Source organism: Hymenobacter sp. BRD67 (genome assembly GCF_013256425.1).
GTDB lineage: Bacteria > Bacteroidota > Bacteroidia > Cytophagales > Hymenobacteraceae > Hymenobacter.
On sequence record NZ_CP053904.1, the window covers coordinates 83,982 to 102,519 of the forward strand.

Sequence of the window (18,538 nt, forward strand, 5' to 3'; positions counted from 1 at the left end):
CCTTTGTGCCATGCCCACGCCCAACCTCGCCGCTACCTTCGACCATACCTTGCTGCGGCCCGACTGCACCGAAGCCCAGATAAGCCAGCTGTGCCAGGAGGCGCGCCAGTATGGCTTTGCCAGCGCCTGCGTGCCGCCCTGCCACGTGGCACTGGCGGCCCGCGAGCTGAGCGGCTCGGGCGTGGCCGTGTGCACAGTAATCGGGTTTCCGCTGGGCTACAGCAGTAGCCGGGTGAAGTTTCGGGAAGCCGAAATCGCGATGGCCGAAGGTGCAACTGAGCTGGATGTGGTGCTGAATGTCTCGCTCCTGAAGTCGGGCCAGCTCGACGCGGTGAAAGCCGAAATCGAAGACCTGGCCGACCTGGCCGACGTGCACAACTCGGTGCTCAAGGTCATTATCGAAACGGCCCTGCTTACCGAGGTGGAGATGGAAACCGCCGCCCGGCTCTGCGCCGAGGCGGGCGCGCATTTTGTGAAAACCAGCACCGGCTTTGCCAGCCGGGGCGCCTCCGTGGCTGATGTGGAGCTGCTGCGCCGCGTGTTGCCGGCCGGGGTGCGCATTAAGGCCAGTGGTGGCATTCGCACGCGGGCGCAGGCCGAGGCGCTATTGGCTGCCGGGGCCGACCGGCTGGGTACTTCTAATAGTCTGGCAATTTTGCAGGAAGATGAATCTACGCCTTCGTAAAGCCGTGCTGCTGCTGAGTTTGCCGCTGCTGGCGGCCTGCGCGGTTACGGCCCCAGCTGCCCCCACCGCCCGTGCCCAAGTACCGGTTGATACAACGCATAAGCCCGGCCCGGCCGGCCCCGTCGAGAACCTGACAAAGTACCGGCCGGTATTTGCGCTGCCTGTGGCTACGGGCCCGCTTCCGACACCGGCGGCCGCTGTGCCGGGTGCGCCTTCGGCTAAAGCTGCCGCGCCTGCGCCCACCAATCAGGTGAATGCGCAGCTGGAGCAGCGCCTGCGCGACCAGGCTTTTACCAACCAGAATGTAAAGTATGCCAGCGGCTACCGCGTGCGTGCTTACCTGGGCCTGGAGCGCGACCAGGTGATGACCATTCGCCGGCAGATTATTGCCCGCTACCCCGACGAAACCGACTATATTACCTTTAAGCAGCCCGTGTACCGGCTCTATGTGGGCGATTACCTGACCAGGCTCGAAGCTGAGCGCGGCTTGCAGCGCGTGCGGCAGTTTGTGCCCCGCGCCGAGCTGGAGCCCATGCAGGTACTGCTCAACAAGGTGCCATAGACCACTGATTAGCGCGGATTTTAACGGATTTCACGGATTTTGTAAACAATTGCTTTTCCGTAGAGAATCCGTAAAGCCCTGTCTATGCTTCTTAAACAGCTTCAGTACTGCGGTTAAGAGCCGCCCACAAAATCTGTGAAATCCGACCAATCCGACCAATCTGCGGTTCAGACAATCCGGGCCCGCGCCGCTGCCCTGGCCCCCGAGCTATCGGCCCTGCGCCGCCACCTGCACGCTCATCCTGAACTGTCGTTCCAGGAAACTGAGACGGCGGCCTTCGTTACCAGTCAGCTGCTGGCGATGGGGCTGCAGCCCTACCGGGTGGCGGGTACGGGCGTAGTGGCGCTCATCGAAGGACAACCTGGCGGCCCGGTAGTGGCGCTGCGCGGCGATATGGATGCCCTGCCAATTCAGGAGCTGAGTGAAGTGCCGTATAAGTCGCTGAACCACGGCGTGATGCATGCTTGCGGTCACGACGTGCACACGACCTGCCTGCTCGGGGCCGCCCGCCTGCTCACCGAGCAGCGGGCTCACTTCAAAGGCACTGTAAAGCTGATATTTCAGCCCGGTGAGGAATTGCTGCCCGGCGGGGCCTCACTGATGATAAAAGACGGCGTGCTCGAAAACCCCGCACCAGCTGAAATTCTCGGCCAGCACGTATTTCCGCGCCTGCCAGTGGGGCAGATTGGCGTGCGCTCGGGCCGCTACATGGCCAGTACCGACGAGCTTTATCTAAAAATCAAGGGGAAAGGCGGCCACGGCGCCATGCCCGAGCTCAACCTCGACCCCGTGCTGGTAGCGGCTTACCTCATCGTGGCCGCCCAGCAGATTGTGAGCCGCCGCGCCAACCCCAAGCTGCCGTCGGTGCTGAGCTTTGGTAAAGTCATCGCCAACGGCGCTACCAACGTTATTCCCGACGAAGTATCTATCGAAGGCACGTTTCGTACCCTCGACGAGCAGTGGCGCGACGAAGCCCATCAGCACCTGCGGCAGCTGTGCGAAGGCCTCGCGGCCAGCATGGGCGCCGTGTGCGAGCTGGAAATCCGGCGCGGCTACCCCTGCCTCGACAATAACCCCACCGTAACTGCCCGCGTGCGGGCTGCTGCCGAGCACTACCTGGGAGCCGAAAACGTGATTGAGCTCGACCAGTGGCTGGCTGCCGAAGACTTTGCCTACTTCTCGCAGGCTGCGCCGGCGTGCTTTTATCGCCTGGGTACCCGCGCCGCCGATGGACGCTTTGCCGCTTCGGTGCACACGCCCATCTTCGATATTGATGAGCAGGCGCTGAGCATCGGCGCGGGGCTAATGGCCTGGGTAGCCTTGCAGGAGCTGGCCCAGTAAACACCGACTTACTGCGGCTCGCCCGCCCTTGACTTATGATGCAAAAAACTGCGATGTTGGCCCTGCTGCTGGCCGGCGCTGGCCAGGTAGCCGCCCAGGGTACGGAAAAGCTTCGGCGCCCCGTAGCGCTGGCGCCCGAACTGCAAGCCGCCGTGGCGCTATCAGCCGATAACTACGCCTATTTCAGCGTGGGAGGGCGGCGCGAAACCGAGGGTTTTGCCGGCCGCAACCCTGCATTGGGCCTCGATTACCTCAACCTCACGGCTGGCTACGAACACCGCTGGCAGCCGCAGTGGAGCTGGGGCGCTACCCTGCGCTATGCCAGCGAGCCGGCCACGTTTGTGCGGCGTAGCGCCGTGGTGCCGGGGCTGCTGCTGCGCCACCGGGCGGCGCTGGGGCGGGTGCAGTTTGGTCAGCGGCTGGGGGTGGAGTACGCGCTGGGCGAGGCGGCCTACAATGCGGCGCCCTTCCCGACCACGCTGGTGGCTAGCCGCACGCTGGTGCGTCTGCGCCTGGACGTGGAAAAAACCATTCAGCTGGGTAGCCGGCCCGGTAGCTTTGCCTTGCGCCCGCGTGTGAGCTTCGAGCCAGCCGTATTTCTGCGCCTGCAAAAGGCTGACCTCGACCCCGATAAGCGCACGATAGACTTTACCAGCCTGCGCGGCGAAATCGGGGTGCAGGCCGGTCCCCAACTTACCCTTACGCCCTGGGTGGGCGTACAGGCCAACTACAGCCGCATCCTCATCCAGACCGATAAAAACGGCGTGCCCACATCCAACGGCAAGCTCAACACCACGACGCCCGTGCTAGGCCTGGACCTACGCTACACCTACCTGGCCCACCAGCCAGCAGCAGACTGGCAGCAGCTACCCACGCAGAATTAACGAAATCGGACTTTGTGTCTTGGGTTAGAGAAGTGATTAAAGTGCCTTTTTGGGCTATGAATGTGTATTTGGCAGCTGAAAGGATAGGGGTCGAAAAGTGGCAATTAAAATTAACTGACTTTTTGGCTGTAGATTACTTCGGCACAGATTTTAAGGAGGAGAGGTAGCCCCGCCGGTAAAGGCTGGTGGCTTTTCACTTCCACATCTTCTTTATATTATGTCTGCTGTAGTTTATAATAACCGCCCCGTTCTGCGCCCCACCCGCGCCTTCAACTCCATGCTGAGCGAACTACTGCGCGATGCGCAGCCGGCCGCACCCCAGCCTTCGGCTTCCTTTGTGCCCGCCGCCGACATCTTCGAAACCGCCCAGGGCTTTGAGCTGCACCTGGCGCTGCCGGGCGTAGCCAAAGAGGCCGTTAGTATCGATTTTCAGGACGGCCAGCTGGTGGTCAATGGCAACCGTCCGGCCCCGGCTACCGAGGGCGAAAACGTGCCCCAGCTGCGCCGGGTAGAGACTCGGTTTGGGGAATTCCACCGGGCTTTCCGCCTGCCGGAGACGGTGAATGTAAAAGACATTAGCGCCGAGCTCACCGATGGGCTGCTGCGCGTGACCCTGCCTTTCGACACCGAGAAGGTGACTAAGCAGCATATTGAAGTGCGCTAAACCGGCAAAAAGGCACCTCAAAAGGTGCCTTTTTTGGCCCGGGGCTTGCATATAAACGCTTCGCTGGCAACCTTTGGGCACTACAACGCCTCTTTTTGGCGTTGCATGGTCTGGCTAGAAAACTTCCCGCCTGCTGTGCGGGTAGTATAGCTGTGTCGGCGGATGCATATTCTTAACCTGACTTTCTTTTTTACCATTTTATCTTAACCCCAATGCAAGCTAAAAACATGATGCTCGGCCTGCTGACTTCCGCCATTCTGGGCGGCGGCGTGGCCGTGGGGGATACAAGCTGCTGGAATCCGAGCCGGGCAACGTGGCTCAAACTACCGTAGCTTCCGACCCCCAGGTACGCTACACCTCGGCTATGCGCAGCAGCGCCTACGCGGCCCGGAGGGCCTCAACTTTGTGGCGGCGGCGGCGGCCGTAACGCCGGCCGTAGTGCACGTAATGACCGAGTACAAGGCCGAGCCTCAGCAGCAAAGCCGCATGATGCAGATGGACCCCTTCCTGCGTCAGTTCTTCGGTGACCAGTTTGATGGGCAGTTGCGCGGGCAGCGTGAGCCCCAGGGTGGGGGCGAAGGCTCCGGCTCGGGCGTAATCATTGCCGCCAACGGCTACATCGTCACCAATAACCACGTGATTGATAAAGCGTCGAAAATTACGGTGGTGATGGACGACAAGCGCAAGTTCGATGCCGAGCTGGTAGGGGCCGACCCCAGCACCGACCTGGCCGTATTGAAAGTGAAGGCTGATAACCTGCCCTTTGTGAAGTATGGCAACTCCGATGAGGTGAAAGTGGGCCAGTGGGTGCTGGCCGTGGGCAATCCCTTCAACCTGAACTCAACGGTAACCGCTGGTATCATCTCGGCTAAGGGCCGCAGCATCGGCATTCTGAGCCGCGACCAGAACATGGGCGTAGAGTCGTACATCCAGACCGATGCCGTGGTAAACCCTGGCAACTCGGGTGGCGCGCTCGTGAACACGGCCGGCGACCTCATCGGCATCAACTCGGCTATCTCGTCGCACACCGGCTCGTTTGAAGGCTATGCCTTTGCCGTGCCCAGCTCCATCGTGAGCAAGGTGGTAGATGACCTGCTCAAATACAAAGTAGTACAGCGGGCGCTGCTCGGCGTGCGCATTCAGGAAGTCGATGCCAAGCTGGCCTCCGAGAAGAAGCTTAATACCCTGAACGGGGTGTATGTGCAGGGCCTGGGTGAGAAGAGCGCTGCCGCGGCGGCCGGCCTGAAAATCGGCGATATTATTACCGATATCAACAGCGTGCCCGTAAACACGGCCTCGCAGCTGCAGGAGCAGGTAGCCCGCTTCCGTCCTGGCGACCGCATTAAGGTAGGGTATCTGCGCGGCGGCAACAAGGAGGTAGCCACGGCTACGCTCTACAATGCCGCCAATACGACGGCCGTAGTGCACGAACTACCCGCCGATGCTGCTATTAGCTACGAGGGCGCCAAAGTGGCTCCGGTAGCCTCGCGGCTGCAAAATATGCTCGGTATCGAGGGCGGTGCCCAGGTTTCGGGTATCAAAGGCAGCAATTTTAAGGAAACCGGCATGGCCGATGGCTTTATCATCACGCGCATTGATAAGAACGTGGTGCGCAAGCCCGCCGACGTGCAGGCCTACCTCGACCAGGCCAAGGATAACTCGGGCGCCCTCGTAGAAGGGGTGTATCCCGATGGCCGCAAGGCGTACTATCCCATCGGCCGCGAGTAGAAAGTGAGCCAGCTTAAAACCAAAAAGCCCTTTGCCAATGCTTGGCAAAGGGTTTTTTGGTTAGTTGAATGTTTTTTAAATATAGAAAAAATTATATGTAACAAATGCTTTTTACGCTGAAAATAAGACCCGTGCCTGAACTGGTCGTACCTTGTTGCTTATTGCCTGAATTCGGCTCCGTTGTGCTATGCCTGCTTCCCCTGCTGAGTCGCTTGCCATTACTTATGAGGCCGAAGAGGAAGTGCTCGTAGGCCGCTGGCGACGCAACCATTCCGACCCCGACCTTCCGGAAGTATTTGAGCTGCTGGTTGAAGCAGCCCTCAAAGCTGGCCACTGCCGGTTCTGGCTGCTCGACCTGCGTGAGCGCACCTGGCACCCGCCTACCTTTCAGAAGTGGTTTGATAACCTCTTGTCGCAGCAGGTGGTGCAGGTACTGGGTCGGCCGGTATTTCTGGCCTGCGTAGCGACCGAGCAAAACCGAGCCGATATCGAAAGCATTGCCACCCAGGTACGCCTGCGTCAGCAGGCTCAGGAAGAGTTTTATCCCTACTTCTTTAACAACGAGGGCGCGGCCCGTGACTGGCTGCTGTATCACCGCCAGCAGGAGAAGGCATAAAAGGCAGCTGTCGAAGCGCTGCTGGCAGCAGCTTTGCCCGGGCGCCCGTTTCAGGGCAAGCTGCGGGCGCACCTCAAGGCGTAGGGGCTATCTTTATGCCTGTCGTTCCATTTTGCTGCTGCTATGGTACCCCACGCTACTACCTATTCTCCCGATAGCTTCTCGCTGGAATATCGCCCCGAGCAGCGGATGCTCATCGGGCTTTGGCTGCGCCCGGTGACGCTCGACGAGCTGAAGGCGCACTACCACGCATTGCTGGCCGCTGCCATCGCCCACGACAACTGCTGCCACTGGCTGCTCGATGTGCGCCGCCGCGTAGCCATCGATACCGACGCCGCCCTGTGGTTTCGGGAGGAGTTTGGCCCGCAGCTGCCCCTGGTGCTGGGCCGACCGGTAGCCCTGGCCTACTTCGCCATGGTCAACCAGGAGCTGGCCCGCACCAACCCGGCCCTGAAAGAGAATATGCGCCTAGGTTCGCTGCAAGACGGGCATTACTGCTACTTCAATCAGGAGAGCGAGGCGCTGGCCTGGCTGGCACAGCAGTCCTGAGGCCGGGCGGCTGAGCCGGGCCAGTGCCGGCCCACACTTGGCCGGCGCTGCTACCTTTGGCAGACGCAGTCCCATATTCCCACCCCATGAAGCAAGCTCTGGAAGAAGCCACCCAGCCCGATGTAACCGTAGCCCACCCCCATGCCGACCCGCATGGCATCCGGGATGTGCTGCGGCAGCTCGGCATCAAGCCCCAAAACCCTGCCACCAGCACGGGCCGCCAGTGGAGTACTACCACTGGCCCGGAAAAAGTTATTGTGTCGCCAGCCGATGGCCAGCGCATCGCGGCCGTAACCCTGGCTACCGTAGCCGACTACGACGCCGTGGTGCAAACTGCCCAGCAGGCCTTCCTGAGATGGCGGCTGGTGCCGGCCCCTCAGCGCGGCGATATCGTGCGCCAGATAAGCAACGAGCTGCGCCACCACAAAGAGGCGCTGGGCAAGCTCGTAAGCTACGAGATGGGTAAAATATTGCAGGAAGGCCTGGGCGAGGTGCAGGAGATGATTGATATCTGCGACTTTGCCGTGGGCCTGAGCCGGCAGCTGCACGGTCTCACCATGCACTCGGAGCGGCCGGCCCACCGCATGTACGAGCAGTACCACCCGCTGGGGTGGTGGGTATTATTTCGGCTTTTAACTTCCCGGTGGCGGTGTGGAGCTGGAATGCCATGCTGGCCGCCGTGTGTGGCAACGTCAGCATCTGGAAGCCTTCGGAGAAAACGCCGCTGGCCGCCGTGGCCGTGCAGCACATCATTCGCGGAGTATTAGAAAAAAACGATATTCCGGAAGGCGTCTTCAACCTGGTGCTGGGCCACGCCGACGTAGGCGCCGCTATGGCTGCCGATGAGCGCGTGCCGCTGGTATCGGCCACGGGCAGTACCCGCATGGGCCGGGCGGTAGGCGCGGCCGTAGGCCAGCGCCTGGGCCGCGCCCTGCTGGAGCTGGGCGGTAACAATGCCATTATTCTTACCCCGCAGGCCGACCTGGATATGGCCATGCGAGCCATTGTCTTCGGGGCGGTGGGCACGGCCGGGCAGCGCTGCACTACCACGCGCCGCCTCATTATTCACGAAAGTATCTATGAGGAGGTAACGCAGCGCCTGCTGGCTGCCTACGCCAAGCTGCCGGTGGGCCACCCGCTACAGGCCGGCACGCTGGTAGGCCCGCTCATCGATGCCGATGCGGTGACGCTCTTTACCACGGCCCTTGAAAGCGTGCAGAAAGAAGGCGCTACGCTGCTGGCTGGCGGCCAGGTAGTAAGTAGCGCCGAGCTGCACGGCGGCCACTACGTGCTGCCTGCGCTGGTAGCAGCTGAAAACCACTATGCCACGGTGCAGGCCGAAACGTTTGCCCCCATTCTCTATCTCATCAAATATAGCGGGGACGTGACGGAAGCCATTGCCTTGCAAAATGGCGTGAAGCAGGGCCTGTCGTCGGCCATCTTTACGCTGAATCTGCGCGAGGCAGAAGCCTTTCTGGCCGCGCCGGGCTCCGACTGCGGCATTGCCAACGTGAACATCGGCACCAGCGGAGCCGAAATCGGCGGCGCTTTTGGCGGCGAAAAAGAAACCGGTGGCGGGCGCGAATCGGGCTCTGACGCCTGGAAAGTATACATGCGCCGCCAAACCAATACCATCAACTACGGCACCGAGCTGCCGCTGGCGCAGGGTATTAAGTTTGATATATAATATAAGAAATATATAAAAAAGTCTCGCTCAGTAGCATGAGCGAGACTTTTTTATGCAAAAGCTTCGGCTAGTGGCATTAGCGCGCTTATTTTCCTGCCGTTTGCTGCACTACTTCGGGCAGCACTTTGCTCAGTGCCTCGGCTTGAGAGCGGGTAAAGTTGCCCTGCACCTGCACCAATACAAACGAGCCCAGCGCATCGGGTAGGGCACCGGTAGCGACCAGCTCACTTACCTGGTCGCCTGAGGCTTTTACCACATATTGGTAGGTGGCGGCTCCGCCATTCGAATTGACCAGTGAGGTGTAGCGCTCGGCTTGCAGCAGGCCACTCACTTCATTATTGAGGCCCTCGCGTACCAGGCCCTGCGCACTGCCCGAGGTGGGCGTAAAGCTCATAACCCGCGCCGTGCGGATACCCGTGATGGCATTTGTAAGGTCATTGCCGCCCAGTAGCTTACCCACCCGCACGAGCGCCAGGCGCTGTAGCAGGTCGGCCGACCACTCGGTGGTGCGGAAGCCGGGCCGGTCGCGGTATTTGGCAAAAAAAGCCGATACGGTGCGGGCCGGCGTACCCGGCCCACCGGCGCGGCAGCCACTCAGCATCAGCAGGCCAATGGCAATGCCCAGGGCCAGCAGCTGAAGCCAGATGCGCGTGCTCAGGGGGCGGTGGCAGGTTGGGCTACTATCGATGAAATGCATACAGGGGAGGTTAGCTATGCGCGCCGGCGGAGTCACCTTTTAGGGGCGCGTCGTTTTCGCCCCGGCGCTGACCCTGGCTATCGAGCGGCCCATCGGCCCGGCTTATTTCGTCATCCTCGTCGGTCGAGATGTAGTCGTTGGTAATGGGGCCAAGGCCACCGGTTTTAGCGGCCAGGTCGGCTTCGGCCTGGGCAAACTTGAGATTAAGCAGCGAGTCGTCGGCGGGCTTTTGAGTCTTATCAGCCATAGAAGCAAGCCCGGCGGCCGGAAGGTGAGTGGCCGCCGGGCTGAGCGTAGTACGGCCCGGCTTGGCGCGGGGTTTGGGCAGCCGGGCCGCCGGCCGGGGCTATTTTTGCCGGTATTCCACTTAGCCACGCGCCTGATGACTTATTCGCAGCCCCCTGATGACCTCGACGAAACGCACAACCCCTGGCAAACGCTGAGCTCGGAAGTGAAGTACCAGAATCCCTGGATTCGGGTGCGCGAAGACCAGATTATCAACCCCACAGGCGGGCCGGGGGTGTACGGCGTGGTATCCATGAAAAATAAAGCCATCGGGATTGTGCCGCTCGATGCGGAAGGCAATACCTGGCTGGTGGGCCAGTACCGATACGCGCTAAACGAGTACAGCTGGGAAATCCCGATGGGCGGCGGCCCCGTCGAGCTCGACGTGCTTGAATCGGCCCAGCGCGAGCTACGCGAGGAAACCGGCCTGCGGGCGGCCCGCTGGACGCGCATCGCCCGCCTGCACACGTCCAACTCGGTTACCGACGAAGAGGGGTTTGTGTTTCTGGCCGAAGACCTGACCCAAAGCGAGTGGGAGCCCGAAGAAACCGAAGACCTGCGCCTCTGGAAGCTGCCGCTGGCGCAGGCCATTGAGCTGGTAATGGCCGACCGCATTACTGATGCTATCAGTGTGGCGGGCTTGCTGAAGGCCGAGAAGGCGCTGGCCTCAAGAGGTAGTAGCCAACAGCAGGAGAGAGACGAGTTACGGTGAGAACTCTCGGGTAATTACTCAGTGTTCATCATTCACCGTAAATTTGCCTTTATGCCAGCTTTCCTGCGCTACCTTGGTCATCGGCTCTACACCACCTGGGCCACGATTTGGTTTGTAGTTCCTTTCTTCGTCACCTATCCGCTGCAGCTCATTTTAGTGCGCCGGCCCGAGTGGCAGCCTTACCTGCACGCTATCAATCGCAACTGGGCCAAATTCTCCATGCTTATGTGGGGCGTGCCTTTGGAGATTATTCACGAAAGCTCCGCACCGGTACCTCAGCCGTGCATTTATGTAGCCAATCACGGTTCCTACATTGATATTATGGTGCTCTTTTACACAATTCCGGGCTTCCTGAATATGATGGGGAAAGACACGCTGGCAAAGTTTCCATTCTGGGGTCCAATATTTGCTAAAACATATATTACAGTAAATCGCCGCAGTCTAGTAAGCCGTGGCCGGGCCATGGCGCAGGCCCGGCAGGGACTGCTGAATGGCCGGCCGCTGGCCATATTCCCAGAAGGTACCATCGGACCCAAACCCGGCGAGGAGCTGCTGCCCTTTATGGATGGCGCGTTTCAGCTGGCTATTGCTACCGGCGTGCCGATTGTGCCGGTAAGCATGCCCTGAACCACAAGTTTATGCCTTCGGTTGCCGGCCTGCGGGTGCGCCATGCCCGGCTGCGCGTCGTGTTTCACGAGCCTATTAGTACCAAGGGCCTTACCCAGGAAGACATACCCGCCCTGAAAGCGAAAGTGACTGCCCAGATTGCCGATGACTTCGTGCCCGAAGGCCGGGGCATTCCGGAACCCAGTAAATTTTGGTGACAGGTAAGGAGGGATAGGTAGTTGTTTGGTATACTTCGACTTATCTGCCCGCTACTTCGATTTTTCTCCTTATCCATTGCCTCATCATTTGTTACCCCTACTAAATGAAAGCTGACCTCGAAACCCTGCGCGGCCTGGCGCACCTGGCCCGCCTCGAATTTGACCCGGCCCGCGAAGGTCAGATGCTCACGGACCTCAATAAAATCTTAGATTGGGTGGCCCAGCTGGAGAAGGTTGATACCGAAGGCGTAGCGCCGCTCGTTCATTTGTCGCACGAAATCAACGTATTGCGCGATGATGAGGCCCGCAATACCGTAAGCCACCAGGATGGCCTGCGCAATGCCCCGCGCAAAGATTCGGACTACTTCCGCGTGCCCAAGGTACTGGATTAGCGTGGGTGGGCGCCCGCGCCCTGTTGCTTTCTACCTGTAATGCTGCCAACTCTTGCCTGATTCTGCCTTTTTGCGCCGCTTGCCGGGGCTGCCCGCCCTCCTGGCCGGGCTGGCTCTGCTGGGGTAGTATATTATTATGTGGCGGGCGACAATGCCGTGTTGCCCATCCGGCTGGTGCCGCACCTGACCCCGGTGCCCCTCACCCTCGACTCGGTAGTCGTAGGTCCGGCCCGGCTGCCGGTGCCCGTCAACGGCTTTATTACTACGCTGACGCACGAGGTGGGCGGCCCCTATACCCAGCCGCTGGCGGCGGCGCTGTGGCTGGCGGTGCTGGGTATGGCGCTGGCCGGGTGGCTGGCCGTAGTGAGTATGCTGCGGCGGCCCGCCTTTCTGGCCGGTACGATGCCCGTCATCTTCCTGCTCATGTCGCTGAATGTGGACGCGCTGGGCATTTTTGACGATACCCGGCAGTACTTCTTATACCTCATGCTGGCAGTGCTGGGCGGGGCTGCCCTGGGGCTGCAAGCCTTTGGCGAGCAGGTGCGGGCTAGGTGGCGGGTGGCACTGTTTAGCGGACTAGTGGCTGGGCTGGCGGCGCTCGTGGTGGCCCGTACCAGGCTGCCGCTCTCCGAAACGGCGCTGCACCTGGCCGCCTACGCTACGCCGGCCGGCGCGGTGCTGGTAGCGGCGCTGGTACTATGGGTAGGAGGGGAGAATATTCGGGCTTTACTATGGTTTAACACCCAGGCCGAACGCCCCGAAAGTCGGTTTGGACTGCTACCCTTCGGGCTGGCCAGCCTGCTTTACCTGGGGCTTTGGCGCTTTATTGCTGGAATGATAGTACGCTGGCATTGGGTGCCGGCCTGCACCTCGACCCATTGCTACTGCTACTGCCGGCCGTGTTGATGGGCGGGCTGGGCCTGCGCGAGCGGGCGCCCAGCTACGCCGGCTGGCTGCCCTACGCGGCTGCCCGGCCGCTTTACTGGCTGCTGGTGGCTGCGTCTGCGGGCGCCCTGAGCTACGCCCTGGCCACGGCCAATACCCCGCTGCTCACCGCCGCCCGTACCTTCAGTGGGCAGACGCTACTGGCCGTGGGCGCGGCCTTCTTTCTTTATGTACTGGTCAATTTTGGTACGCTTATCCGGCAGCGGCTGCGCGTGTACCGGGTGGTATTTGAGCCGCGCCGGCTGCCCTTTTACCTGGTGTATATACTAGGTATTGGCAGCTTGTTTTTATATGAGCTGCGCAGCAACTGGCCCCTGCTCAACCTGGTGCAGGCCGGGCAGTACAACCAGCTCGGCGACCTCACCCGCCAGCAGAGCGAGGCCCGGCCCGATGACCTGCCGCTGGCCCTGCTGGCCGAGCGCTACTACGCCGAAAGCGGCGACGTGCTTGACCGCTTCAACCGCCCGGCGCAGCTGGGGCGGGCCGCCCTGTACCGTTTCCGGAGCCAGCGCCAGAACGAGCTGAATGCGCTGCGCCGGGCGCTGCTTCGCGGGCCCGACGAAAAGGTGTCGCTGCACCTGAACGCCCTGCTCAGCGAGCCTACCGATTTTCTGGATGCGCTGGAGGTACTGCGCCAGGCCCGACGGGCCGCGCCGCGCCGCTTTGCGCTCACCTCCGATATGGCGCAGCTATTTACCCGCTCGGCGCTTACCGATTCGGTGGCGTTTTACCTTGATAAAGCCGAGCAGCTGAAGCCGGGCAGCTACGTGAGCCGTACCAATCAGCTTGCCTTCCTGCTTAGCCAGGGCCTGGGGCCGGCTGCCCAAAAGCTGGCCGCCAGCTCGCCAGCCACGCCTGATGAGCCGGCCTTGCTGGCCAACAAGCAGCTGGTGCAGCTCCTGACCCACGCGCCCGCCCCGCTGCCCGCGCTGCCGGCTCCTGCTGCTGACCTCGACGCGGCTAGTTTTGCCCAGCTTTATCAAACGGCCCTGCTAACCATCCGGGCGGCCAGGCCGGCCGATTGTCAGCATATGGTCCTAGCGCTGGCCCGACTGTCTGCGCGGGCGGGCAACGAAGCCTACTACGAGCAGCTGCTTTTTCTGCAGGCGCTGCTGCGCCACGCGGCCGGCCAGGAGCTGGCTGCCCGCCAAACGCTGGCGCCACTTACGGCGGGCAGTACGCCCACGGCCGGGTATTATCAGTATATATTGGGCCTGTGGCAGTTGCAGCAGCAGCAGTACGCCACGGCAACGGCGCAATTTGGGCGAGCAGTGCAAAGTGGCTTTAAAGAAGCTGTCCCGGCGCAGCTATTCACCCGCTTCATTATTCCTTTATCACCTGACTCTACCCTTGCCTTTCGCCGGGCTATGGCTTCAGTCCAAGACTCGGCCGCCAAAAAGTTTGTTAACAAACTGCTTTATAAGGTTAATGAATATGAAGCGGAGGATGGTGAAGTAGAAACGGCACGTTGGCTAGCGAGAAAGTTAACTGACCTAGCCCAGGCCAACCAACTCGAATTGATGGCGAATGAGGTAAGGCGAGCCGAAGACTGGGTGAAGAATAAGGACCGTTGGGCATTGCCACAAGGCTCGCTGCTCTACACCCAGGCTGCGCTCGCCGGGCTGCGCCACCAACCTGCCGTTGAGCGCAAGCTTTACACGCGCATTGTCAACGAAACGCCCTTCAACGAAACAGCCGTGCTGGCTGCCGCCCGCTACTTCACCGCCCAAAAAGCGTACACCGATGCTTACGACGCGCTCAATAAGGGCCTTACCGAAAACCCGGCCTCCGTGCCGTTGCGGCAAGCCTACGTGCTGGCCGCCGCCGATGCGGGGCTGGCTGACCTCGGCCAGTCGGCGCTCGGGCCGCTGCGGCCGCACCTCAGCCCCGCGGCCTACGCTAACTTGCTGAGCCAATTTGCGGCCCATCAGGCAGCCCATGCGGCGGCGGCCGCGTCATTCGACCAGCCGCCGGTGCCCGCTCGCTAATTTACTTTTTGCTGTATGCTCCTCACCGACTCCATCCCCCTCGTCATCCAGACCACCAACATCGCCAAGGAATACGTGATGGGGACTGAGCACATCCACGCGCTTCGTTCGGTGAGTATCGACATCAAGCGCGGCGAGTACGTGGCGTTTATGGGGCCTTCGGGCTCGGGCAAGAGTACGCTCATGAACATTGTGGGCTGCCTCGATACGCCTACTCAGGGCCAGTATATTCTCAATGGGCAGGACGTGAGCCGCATGAGCGACAACCAGCTGGCCGAGGTGCGTAACAAAGAAATTGGCTTCGTTTTCCAGACTTTTAACCTGCTGCCGCGCTCCACCTCGCTCGAAAACGTGGCTCTGCCGCTCATCTACGCCGGCCTGAGCAAGCGCGACCGCAACGAGCGGGCCCTGGAGGCGCTGCGCTCGGTAGGCCTGGCCGACCGCGCCGGCCACCGCCCCAATGAGCTGAGCGGCGGCCAGCGCCAGCGCGTGGCCATCGCCCGCGCGCTCGTTAATAACCCCAGCGTGCTGCTCGCCGATGAGCCTACGGGCGCACTCGACTCCAAAACCAGCTACGAAATCATGGGGCTGTTTGAGGCGCTTTATGCCAAGGGCAATACCATTATTATGGTAACCCACGAAGAGGATATCGCGCACTACGCCCACCGCATTGTGCGCCTGCGCGATGGCCTCATCGAAACGGACGACTCCAATCATAGTGTGACGCAACCAGCCATCAATTCCTTTAGTCAGTAAAGCCGCTCAGAAAAGCCGAGCATGCTTCCTGCCTTTTCCTGGTTACCTGGGTAGAGAGGTTAGCTGTTTTAAAATAAAATATATAAGTATTTTAAGATATATTTAATGCTAGAAAGGTTTCCAGGTAAGTGTATAGGTTGAGCCGGCAGCCCGCCCCGTATACTGACTTGGAAACCGCTTTAAAGCACAGTTGACTACTAAACCTTGCCTGTTAAATGAAAATCTACACGAAGGCTGGCGACCAGGGCCTTACCTCACTCATTGGCGGTACGCGGGTGCCTAAGTCGAGCCTGCGCATCGACTGCTACGGCACGGTAGATGAGCTGAACTCGTACATCGGGCTGCTGCGCGACCAGGAAGTAAACGCACCGTACCGCGACTTTCTAAAGGAAATTCAGGACCGCCTCTTCACCATCGGCTCGCACCTGGCCACTGACCCTGGTAAAGACCAGCGCCAGCGCCTGCCCGACCTGCACGCCGCCGACGTGGCCTTGCTCGAAGCGGAAATGGACCGCCTCAATGAGGTGCTGGCGCCCCTGCGCGAGTTTGTGCTGCCGGGCGGGCATGCGTCCGTCTCGTTTGGGCACGTGGCGCGCTGCGTGTGCCGCCGCGCCGAGCGGCTGGTTATTCACCTGCGGGAAGAGTCGCCGGTGGAAGACCTCGTGGTGATGTATCTCAACCGGCTCTCCGATTACCTCTTTGTGCTCAGCCGCGCTATGGCGCACGCGCTCGGTGTGGCCGAGGTTACCTGGAAACCGCGTGTCTAGGTTAGCAGTTGCTTACGTATACTATTCTTTTTTCTTCTCTCCCCATCCCACCCACTGACGGCCTGTTGCCAGGCCGCCGATTTTAAGCTTTTTCCCGATTCGCTATGCTGGATACCTTAACCATCGACGTACAGCCCACCACCGCGTCGCGGCTCACCAAGCTCGACCCGGCCAACATGGAGTTTGGCAAGCTCTTCGCCGACCATATGCTGACGGTAGAGTTTACCGGGGGCGAATGGCAGCAGCCGCGTATCGTTCCCTACGGTCCGCTGAATATCAGCCCCGCCAACTCGGCCCTGCACTACGGGCAGGCCATTTTTGAAGGCATGAAGGCCTACCGCCAGGCCGACGGCAGCGTGGCCCTGTTCCGGCCCCTCGACAACTGGCAGCGCCTCAACGCCTCGGCCGAGCGCATGGCCATGCCGACCATTCCGGAAGATATTTTTATGCAGGGCCTGCGCGAGCTCGTGAAGCTCGATGCCGCCTGGGTACCCGACATGAGCGGCAGCTCGCTCTATATCCGGCCCTTTATGTTTGCCACCGACGGGGCGCTGGGCGTGCGGCCTTCCGATACCTACCATTTTGGCATTATCACCTGCCCGGTAGCGGCGTTTTTTACCAAGCCGGTGCGGGTGCGCTTCGAGCAGAAGTACGTGCGGGCCGCCGCCGGCGGCGCGGGCTACGCCAAAAATGCCGGTAACTACGGCGCGGCCATGCTCCCCAGCAAGCTGGCGCAGCAGGAAGGCTACCATCAGCTCATCTGGACCGATGCCTCCGAGCACCAGTACGTCGAAGAGTCGGGCGCCATGAACGTAATGTTTATGATTGATGGTAAAGTGACTACGCCCGCGCTTTCCACCTCCATCCTCGACGGCATCACGCGCCGCTCGGTGCTGCAGCTGGCCCGCGACTGGGGCCTGCCCGTGGAAGAGCGCCGCGTATCGGGCCGCGAAATAATTGACGCGCTGACCGCCGGCCGCCTTACCGAAGCCTTTGGCGTAGGCACGGCTGCTACCATTGCCACTATTGCCACTATGGGCTACGAAGGCCACGACTACGACCTGCCCGCGCTGACCGACGCTTCCTTTTCGCGCCGGGTAGGAGTGGCCCTCGACGCCATTCGCAATGGCCAGGCCCCCGACCCGCACGGCTGGATGGTGGCTGTATAATATAGTATTTATACTATATTATTTGTCGTTGCGAGCGCCACGAAGTGAAGCGCGGCAATCCTTCCTTGGTCGTTAGGAGAAATAACCTAGCGATGAGGAAAGATTGCCGCGCTTCACTGCGTGGCGCTCGCAATGACACTCGCTTTCTGCCGACCTTTGCGTTGGCAGCTGTTTCCAGTGCTTTACATCACCCATACACTACATGACCCAAGACCAGATAAAGGACTTGAGGGGCCGCGTCGAGGCTCTGAGGAGGTATCTTTGACTACGATAACCGTAAAGGACAGGTAATCAAGGCGGAAGCCGAAACAATGGCCGCCGATTTCTGGGACGATTCCAAGGCCGCCGAAACCAAGCTGCGCGAAATCAAAGGCCTCAAAACCTGGACCGACGACTACGAAGCCGTGCAGCAGTCCATGGCCGATACCGAAGTGCTCTACGACTTCTATAAGGAAGGCGAAGCCACCGAGGCCGAGCTGCAAGCCGAGTACGACGCCACGCAAAAGAAGGTAGAGGCGCTGGAGTTCAAGCGGATGCTTTCTGATGAGGAAGACCAGCTGCCGGCTATCATTGACATAAACCCCGGCGCCGGCGGCACCGAAAGCCAGGACTGGGCCGAGATGCTCATGCGCATGTACATCATGTGGGGCGAAAGCAAAGGCTTTACGGTGAAGCAGCTGAGCTACCAGCCCGGCGAAGGCGCGGGCATCAAGTCGGCCTCGCTCGAAATCGACGGGCCATTTGCCTATGGCTATCTCAAGAGCGAAATCGGGGTGCACCGGCTGGTACGCATGTCGCCCTTCGACAGCAGTGGGCGGCGGCACACGTCATTTGCCTCCGTGTTTGCCTACCCCGTGGTCGATGATACAATCAACATCGAGATAAACCCGGCCGATATCTCCTGGGATACCTTCCGGGCCGGCGGCGCGGGCGGCCAGAACGTGAACAAGGTCGAAACTGCCGTGCGCCTCACCCACGCGCCCAGCGGCATTATCATCGCCGTGCAGATTGAGCGCTCGCAGCTCATGAATAAAGAACATGCGCTACGCATGCTCAAGTCGCGCCTCTATCAGCAGGAGATGGACAAGCGCAACCTGGAGCGCGATAAAGTGGAAGCCACCAAGAAGCGCATCGACTTTGGCTCCCAGATTCGCAACTACGTGCTGCATCCCTATAAGCTCATCAAAGACCTGCGCACCGGCATTGAGCGCACCGACGTGCAGAATGTGCTGGATGGAGATTTAGATGAATATATTAAAGGATTTCTGATGCAGAGTTAATTAAACT

General features: G+C 60.5%; 20 protein-coding genes and 1 pseudogene. 19 read left to right on the forward strand and 2 right to left on the reverse strand.

Annotation, left to right across the window (positions count from 1 at the left end):
* Positions 1-10 precede the first annotated feature (10 nt).
* From deoC to GKZ67_RS00415, 9 genes and pseudogenes are all read left to right on the forward strand, one after another.
* Positions 11-685 (forward strand): deoxyribose-phosphate aldolase, encoded by a 675-nt coding sequence (gene deoC / locus GKZ67_RS00375; RefSeq protein ID WP_173240646.1) that lies wholly within the window; start codon positions 11-13, stop codon positions 683-685.
* A complete protein-coding gene (locus GKZ67_RS00380; RefSeq protein ID WP_173240648.1) occupies positions 666-1,247 on the forward strand; it encodes a hypothetical protein in 582 nt (193 codons plus the stop codon). The genes deoC and GKZ67_RS00380 overlap by 20 nt, the downstream gene beginning before the upstream one ends.
* Before the next feature lie 135 nt (positions 1,248-1,382).
* On the forward strand, positions 1,383-2,588 hold the full coding sequence (locus tag GKZ67_RS00385) for a M20 metallopeptidase family protein (protein ID WP_410505036.1): 1,206 nt from the start codon (positions 1,383-1,385) through the stop codon (positions 2,586-2,588).
* Between the two features lie 35 nt (positions 2,589-2,623).
* Complete coding sequence (locus GKZ67_RS00390) at positions 2,624-3,472, forward strand: hypothetical protein (protein ID WP_173240650.1); 849 nt, start codon at positions 2,624-2,626, stop codon at positions 3,470-3,472.
* Between the two features lie 217 nt (positions 3,473-3,689).
* On the forward strand, positions 3,690-4,136 hold the full coding sequence (locus GKZ67_RS00395; protein ID WP_173240652.1) for an Hsp20/alpha crystallin family protein: 447 nt from the start codon (positions 3,690-3,692) through the stop codon (positions 4,134-4,136).
* 405 nt (positions 4,137-4,541) lie between these two features.
* Positions 4,542-5,864, forward strand: coding sequence for a S1C family serine protease (locus tag GKZ67_RS00400; RefSeq protein ID WP_254244980.1), 1,323 nt, complete (start codon positions 4,542-4,544; stop codon positions 5,862-5,864).
* 187 nt (positions 5,865-6,051) lie between these two features.
* Complete coding sequence (locus GKZ67_RS00405) at positions 6,052-6,480, forward strand: hypothetical protein (protein WP_173240654.1); 429 nt, start codon at positions 6,052-6,054, stop codon at positions 6,478-6,480.
* 123 nt (positions 6,481-6,603) lie between these two features.
* Positions 6,604-7,029: a hypothetical protein gene (locus tag GKZ67_RS00410; RefSeq protein WP_173240656.1), complete on the forward strand. Its 426-nt coding sequence runs from the start codon at positions 6,604-6,606 to the stop codon at positions 7,027-7,029.
* 86 nt (positions 7,030-7,115) lie between these two features.
* A pseudogene (locus GKZ67_RS00415) lies at positions 7,116-8,716 on the forward strand (aldehyde dehydrogenase family protein).
* Between the two features lie 85 nt (positions 8,717-8,801).
* Here GKZ67_RS00415 and GKZ67_RS00420 read toward each other — a convergent pair.
* Positions 8,802-9,413 (reverse strand): DUF4252 domain-containing protein, encoded by a 612-nt coding sequence (locus GKZ67_RS00420; protein WP_173240658.1) that lies wholly within the window; start codon positions 9,411-9,413, stop codon positions 8,802-8,804.
* 10 nt (positions 9,414-9,423) lie between these two features.
* Complete coding sequence (locus tag GKZ67_RS00425) at positions 9,424-9,660, reverse strand: hypothetical protein (protein ID WP_173240660.1); 237 nt, start codon at positions 9,658-9,660, stop codon at positions 9,424-9,426.
* Between the two features lie 135 nt (positions 9,661-9,795).
* Between GKZ67_RS00425 and GKZ67_RS00430 the strand changes: the two genes are divergently transcribed.
* The 10 genes from GKZ67_RS00430 to prfB all read left to right on the forward strand — a co-directional run bounded on the left by GKZ67_RS00430 (position 9,796) and on the right by prfB (position 18,531).
* Positions 9,796-10,410, forward strand: a complete 615-nt coding sequence (locus tag GKZ67_RS00430; protein ID WP_173240662.1) for an NUDIX domain-containing protein — start codon at positions 9,796-9,798, stop codon at positions 10,408-10,410.
* A 51-nt stretch (positions 10,411-10,461) separates the two neighbouring features.
* Complete coding sequence (locus GKZ67_RS00435) at positions 10,462-11,037, forward strand: lysophospholipid acyltransferase family protein (protein ID WP_173240664.1); 576 nt, start codon at positions 10,462-10,464, stop codon at positions 11,035-11,037.
* Positions 11,038-11,048: 11 nt separating this feature from the next.
* Positions 11,049-11,234 (forward strand): hypothetical protein, encoded by a 186-nt coding sequence (locus GKZ67_RS00440; RefSeq protein ID WP_173240666.1) that lies wholly within the window; start codon positions 11,049-11,051, stop codon positions 11,232-11,234.
* 104 nt (positions 11,235-11,338) lie between these two features.
* The gene (gene gatC / locus GKZ67_RS00445) at positions 11,339-11,626 is read left to right on the forward strand and encodes an Asp-tRNA(Asn)/Glu-tRNA(Gln) amidotransferase subunit GatC (RefSeq protein WP_151087291.1); all 288 of its coding nucleotides are present in this window, start codon (positions 11,339-11,341) and stop codon (positions 11,624-11,626) included.
* A 138-nt stretch (positions 11,627-11,764) separates the two neighbouring features.
* On the forward strand, positions 11,765-12,532 hold the full coding sequence (locus tag GKZ67_RS00450; RefSeq protein WP_173240668.1) for a hypothetical protein: 768 nt from the start codon (positions 11,765-11,767) through the stop codon (positions 12,530-12,532).
* Complete coding sequence (locus tag GKZ67_RS00455) at positions 12,442-14,559, forward strand: hypothetical protein (RefSeq protein ID WP_173240669.1); 2,118 nt, start codon at positions 12,442-12,444, stop codon at positions 14,557-14,559. Before GKZ67_RS00450 ends, GKZ67_RS00455 begins: the two co-directional genes overlap by 91 nt.
* A 15-nt stretch (positions 14,560-14,574) precedes the next feature.
* Positions 14,575-15,315, forward strand: coding sequence for an ABC transporter ATP-binding protein (locus GKZ67_RS00460; protein ID WP_173240670.1), 741 nt, complete (start codon positions 14,575-14,577; stop codon positions 15,313-15,315).
* Between the two features lie 215 nt (positions 15,316-15,530).
* On the forward strand, positions 15,531-16,082 hold the full coding sequence (locus GKZ67_RS00465; protein WP_173240671.1) for a cob(I)yrinic acid a,c-diamide adenosyltransferase: 552 nt from the start codon (positions 15,531-15,533) through the stop codon (positions 16,080-16,082).
* A 104-nt stretch (positions 16,083-16,186) separates the two neighbouring features.
* The gene (locus GKZ67_RS00470; RefSeq protein ID WP_173240672.1) at positions 16,187-17,251 is read left to right on the forward strand and encodes a branched-chain amino acid aminotransferase; all 1,065 of its coding nucleotides are present in this window, start codon (positions 16,187-16,189) and stop codon (positions 17,249-17,251) included.
* A 202-nt stretch (positions 17,252-17,453) separates the two neighbouring features.
* A protein-coding gene (gene prfB / locus GKZ67_RS00475) for a peptide chain release factor 2 (RefSeq protein WP_173240673.1) occupies positions 17,454-18,531 on the forward strand; the annotation gives its coding sequence in 2 pieces (ribosomal slippage) (positions 17,454-17,513 and positions 17,515-18,531; 1,077 coding nt in all).
* Positions 18,532-18,538 lie beyond the last annotated feature (7 nt).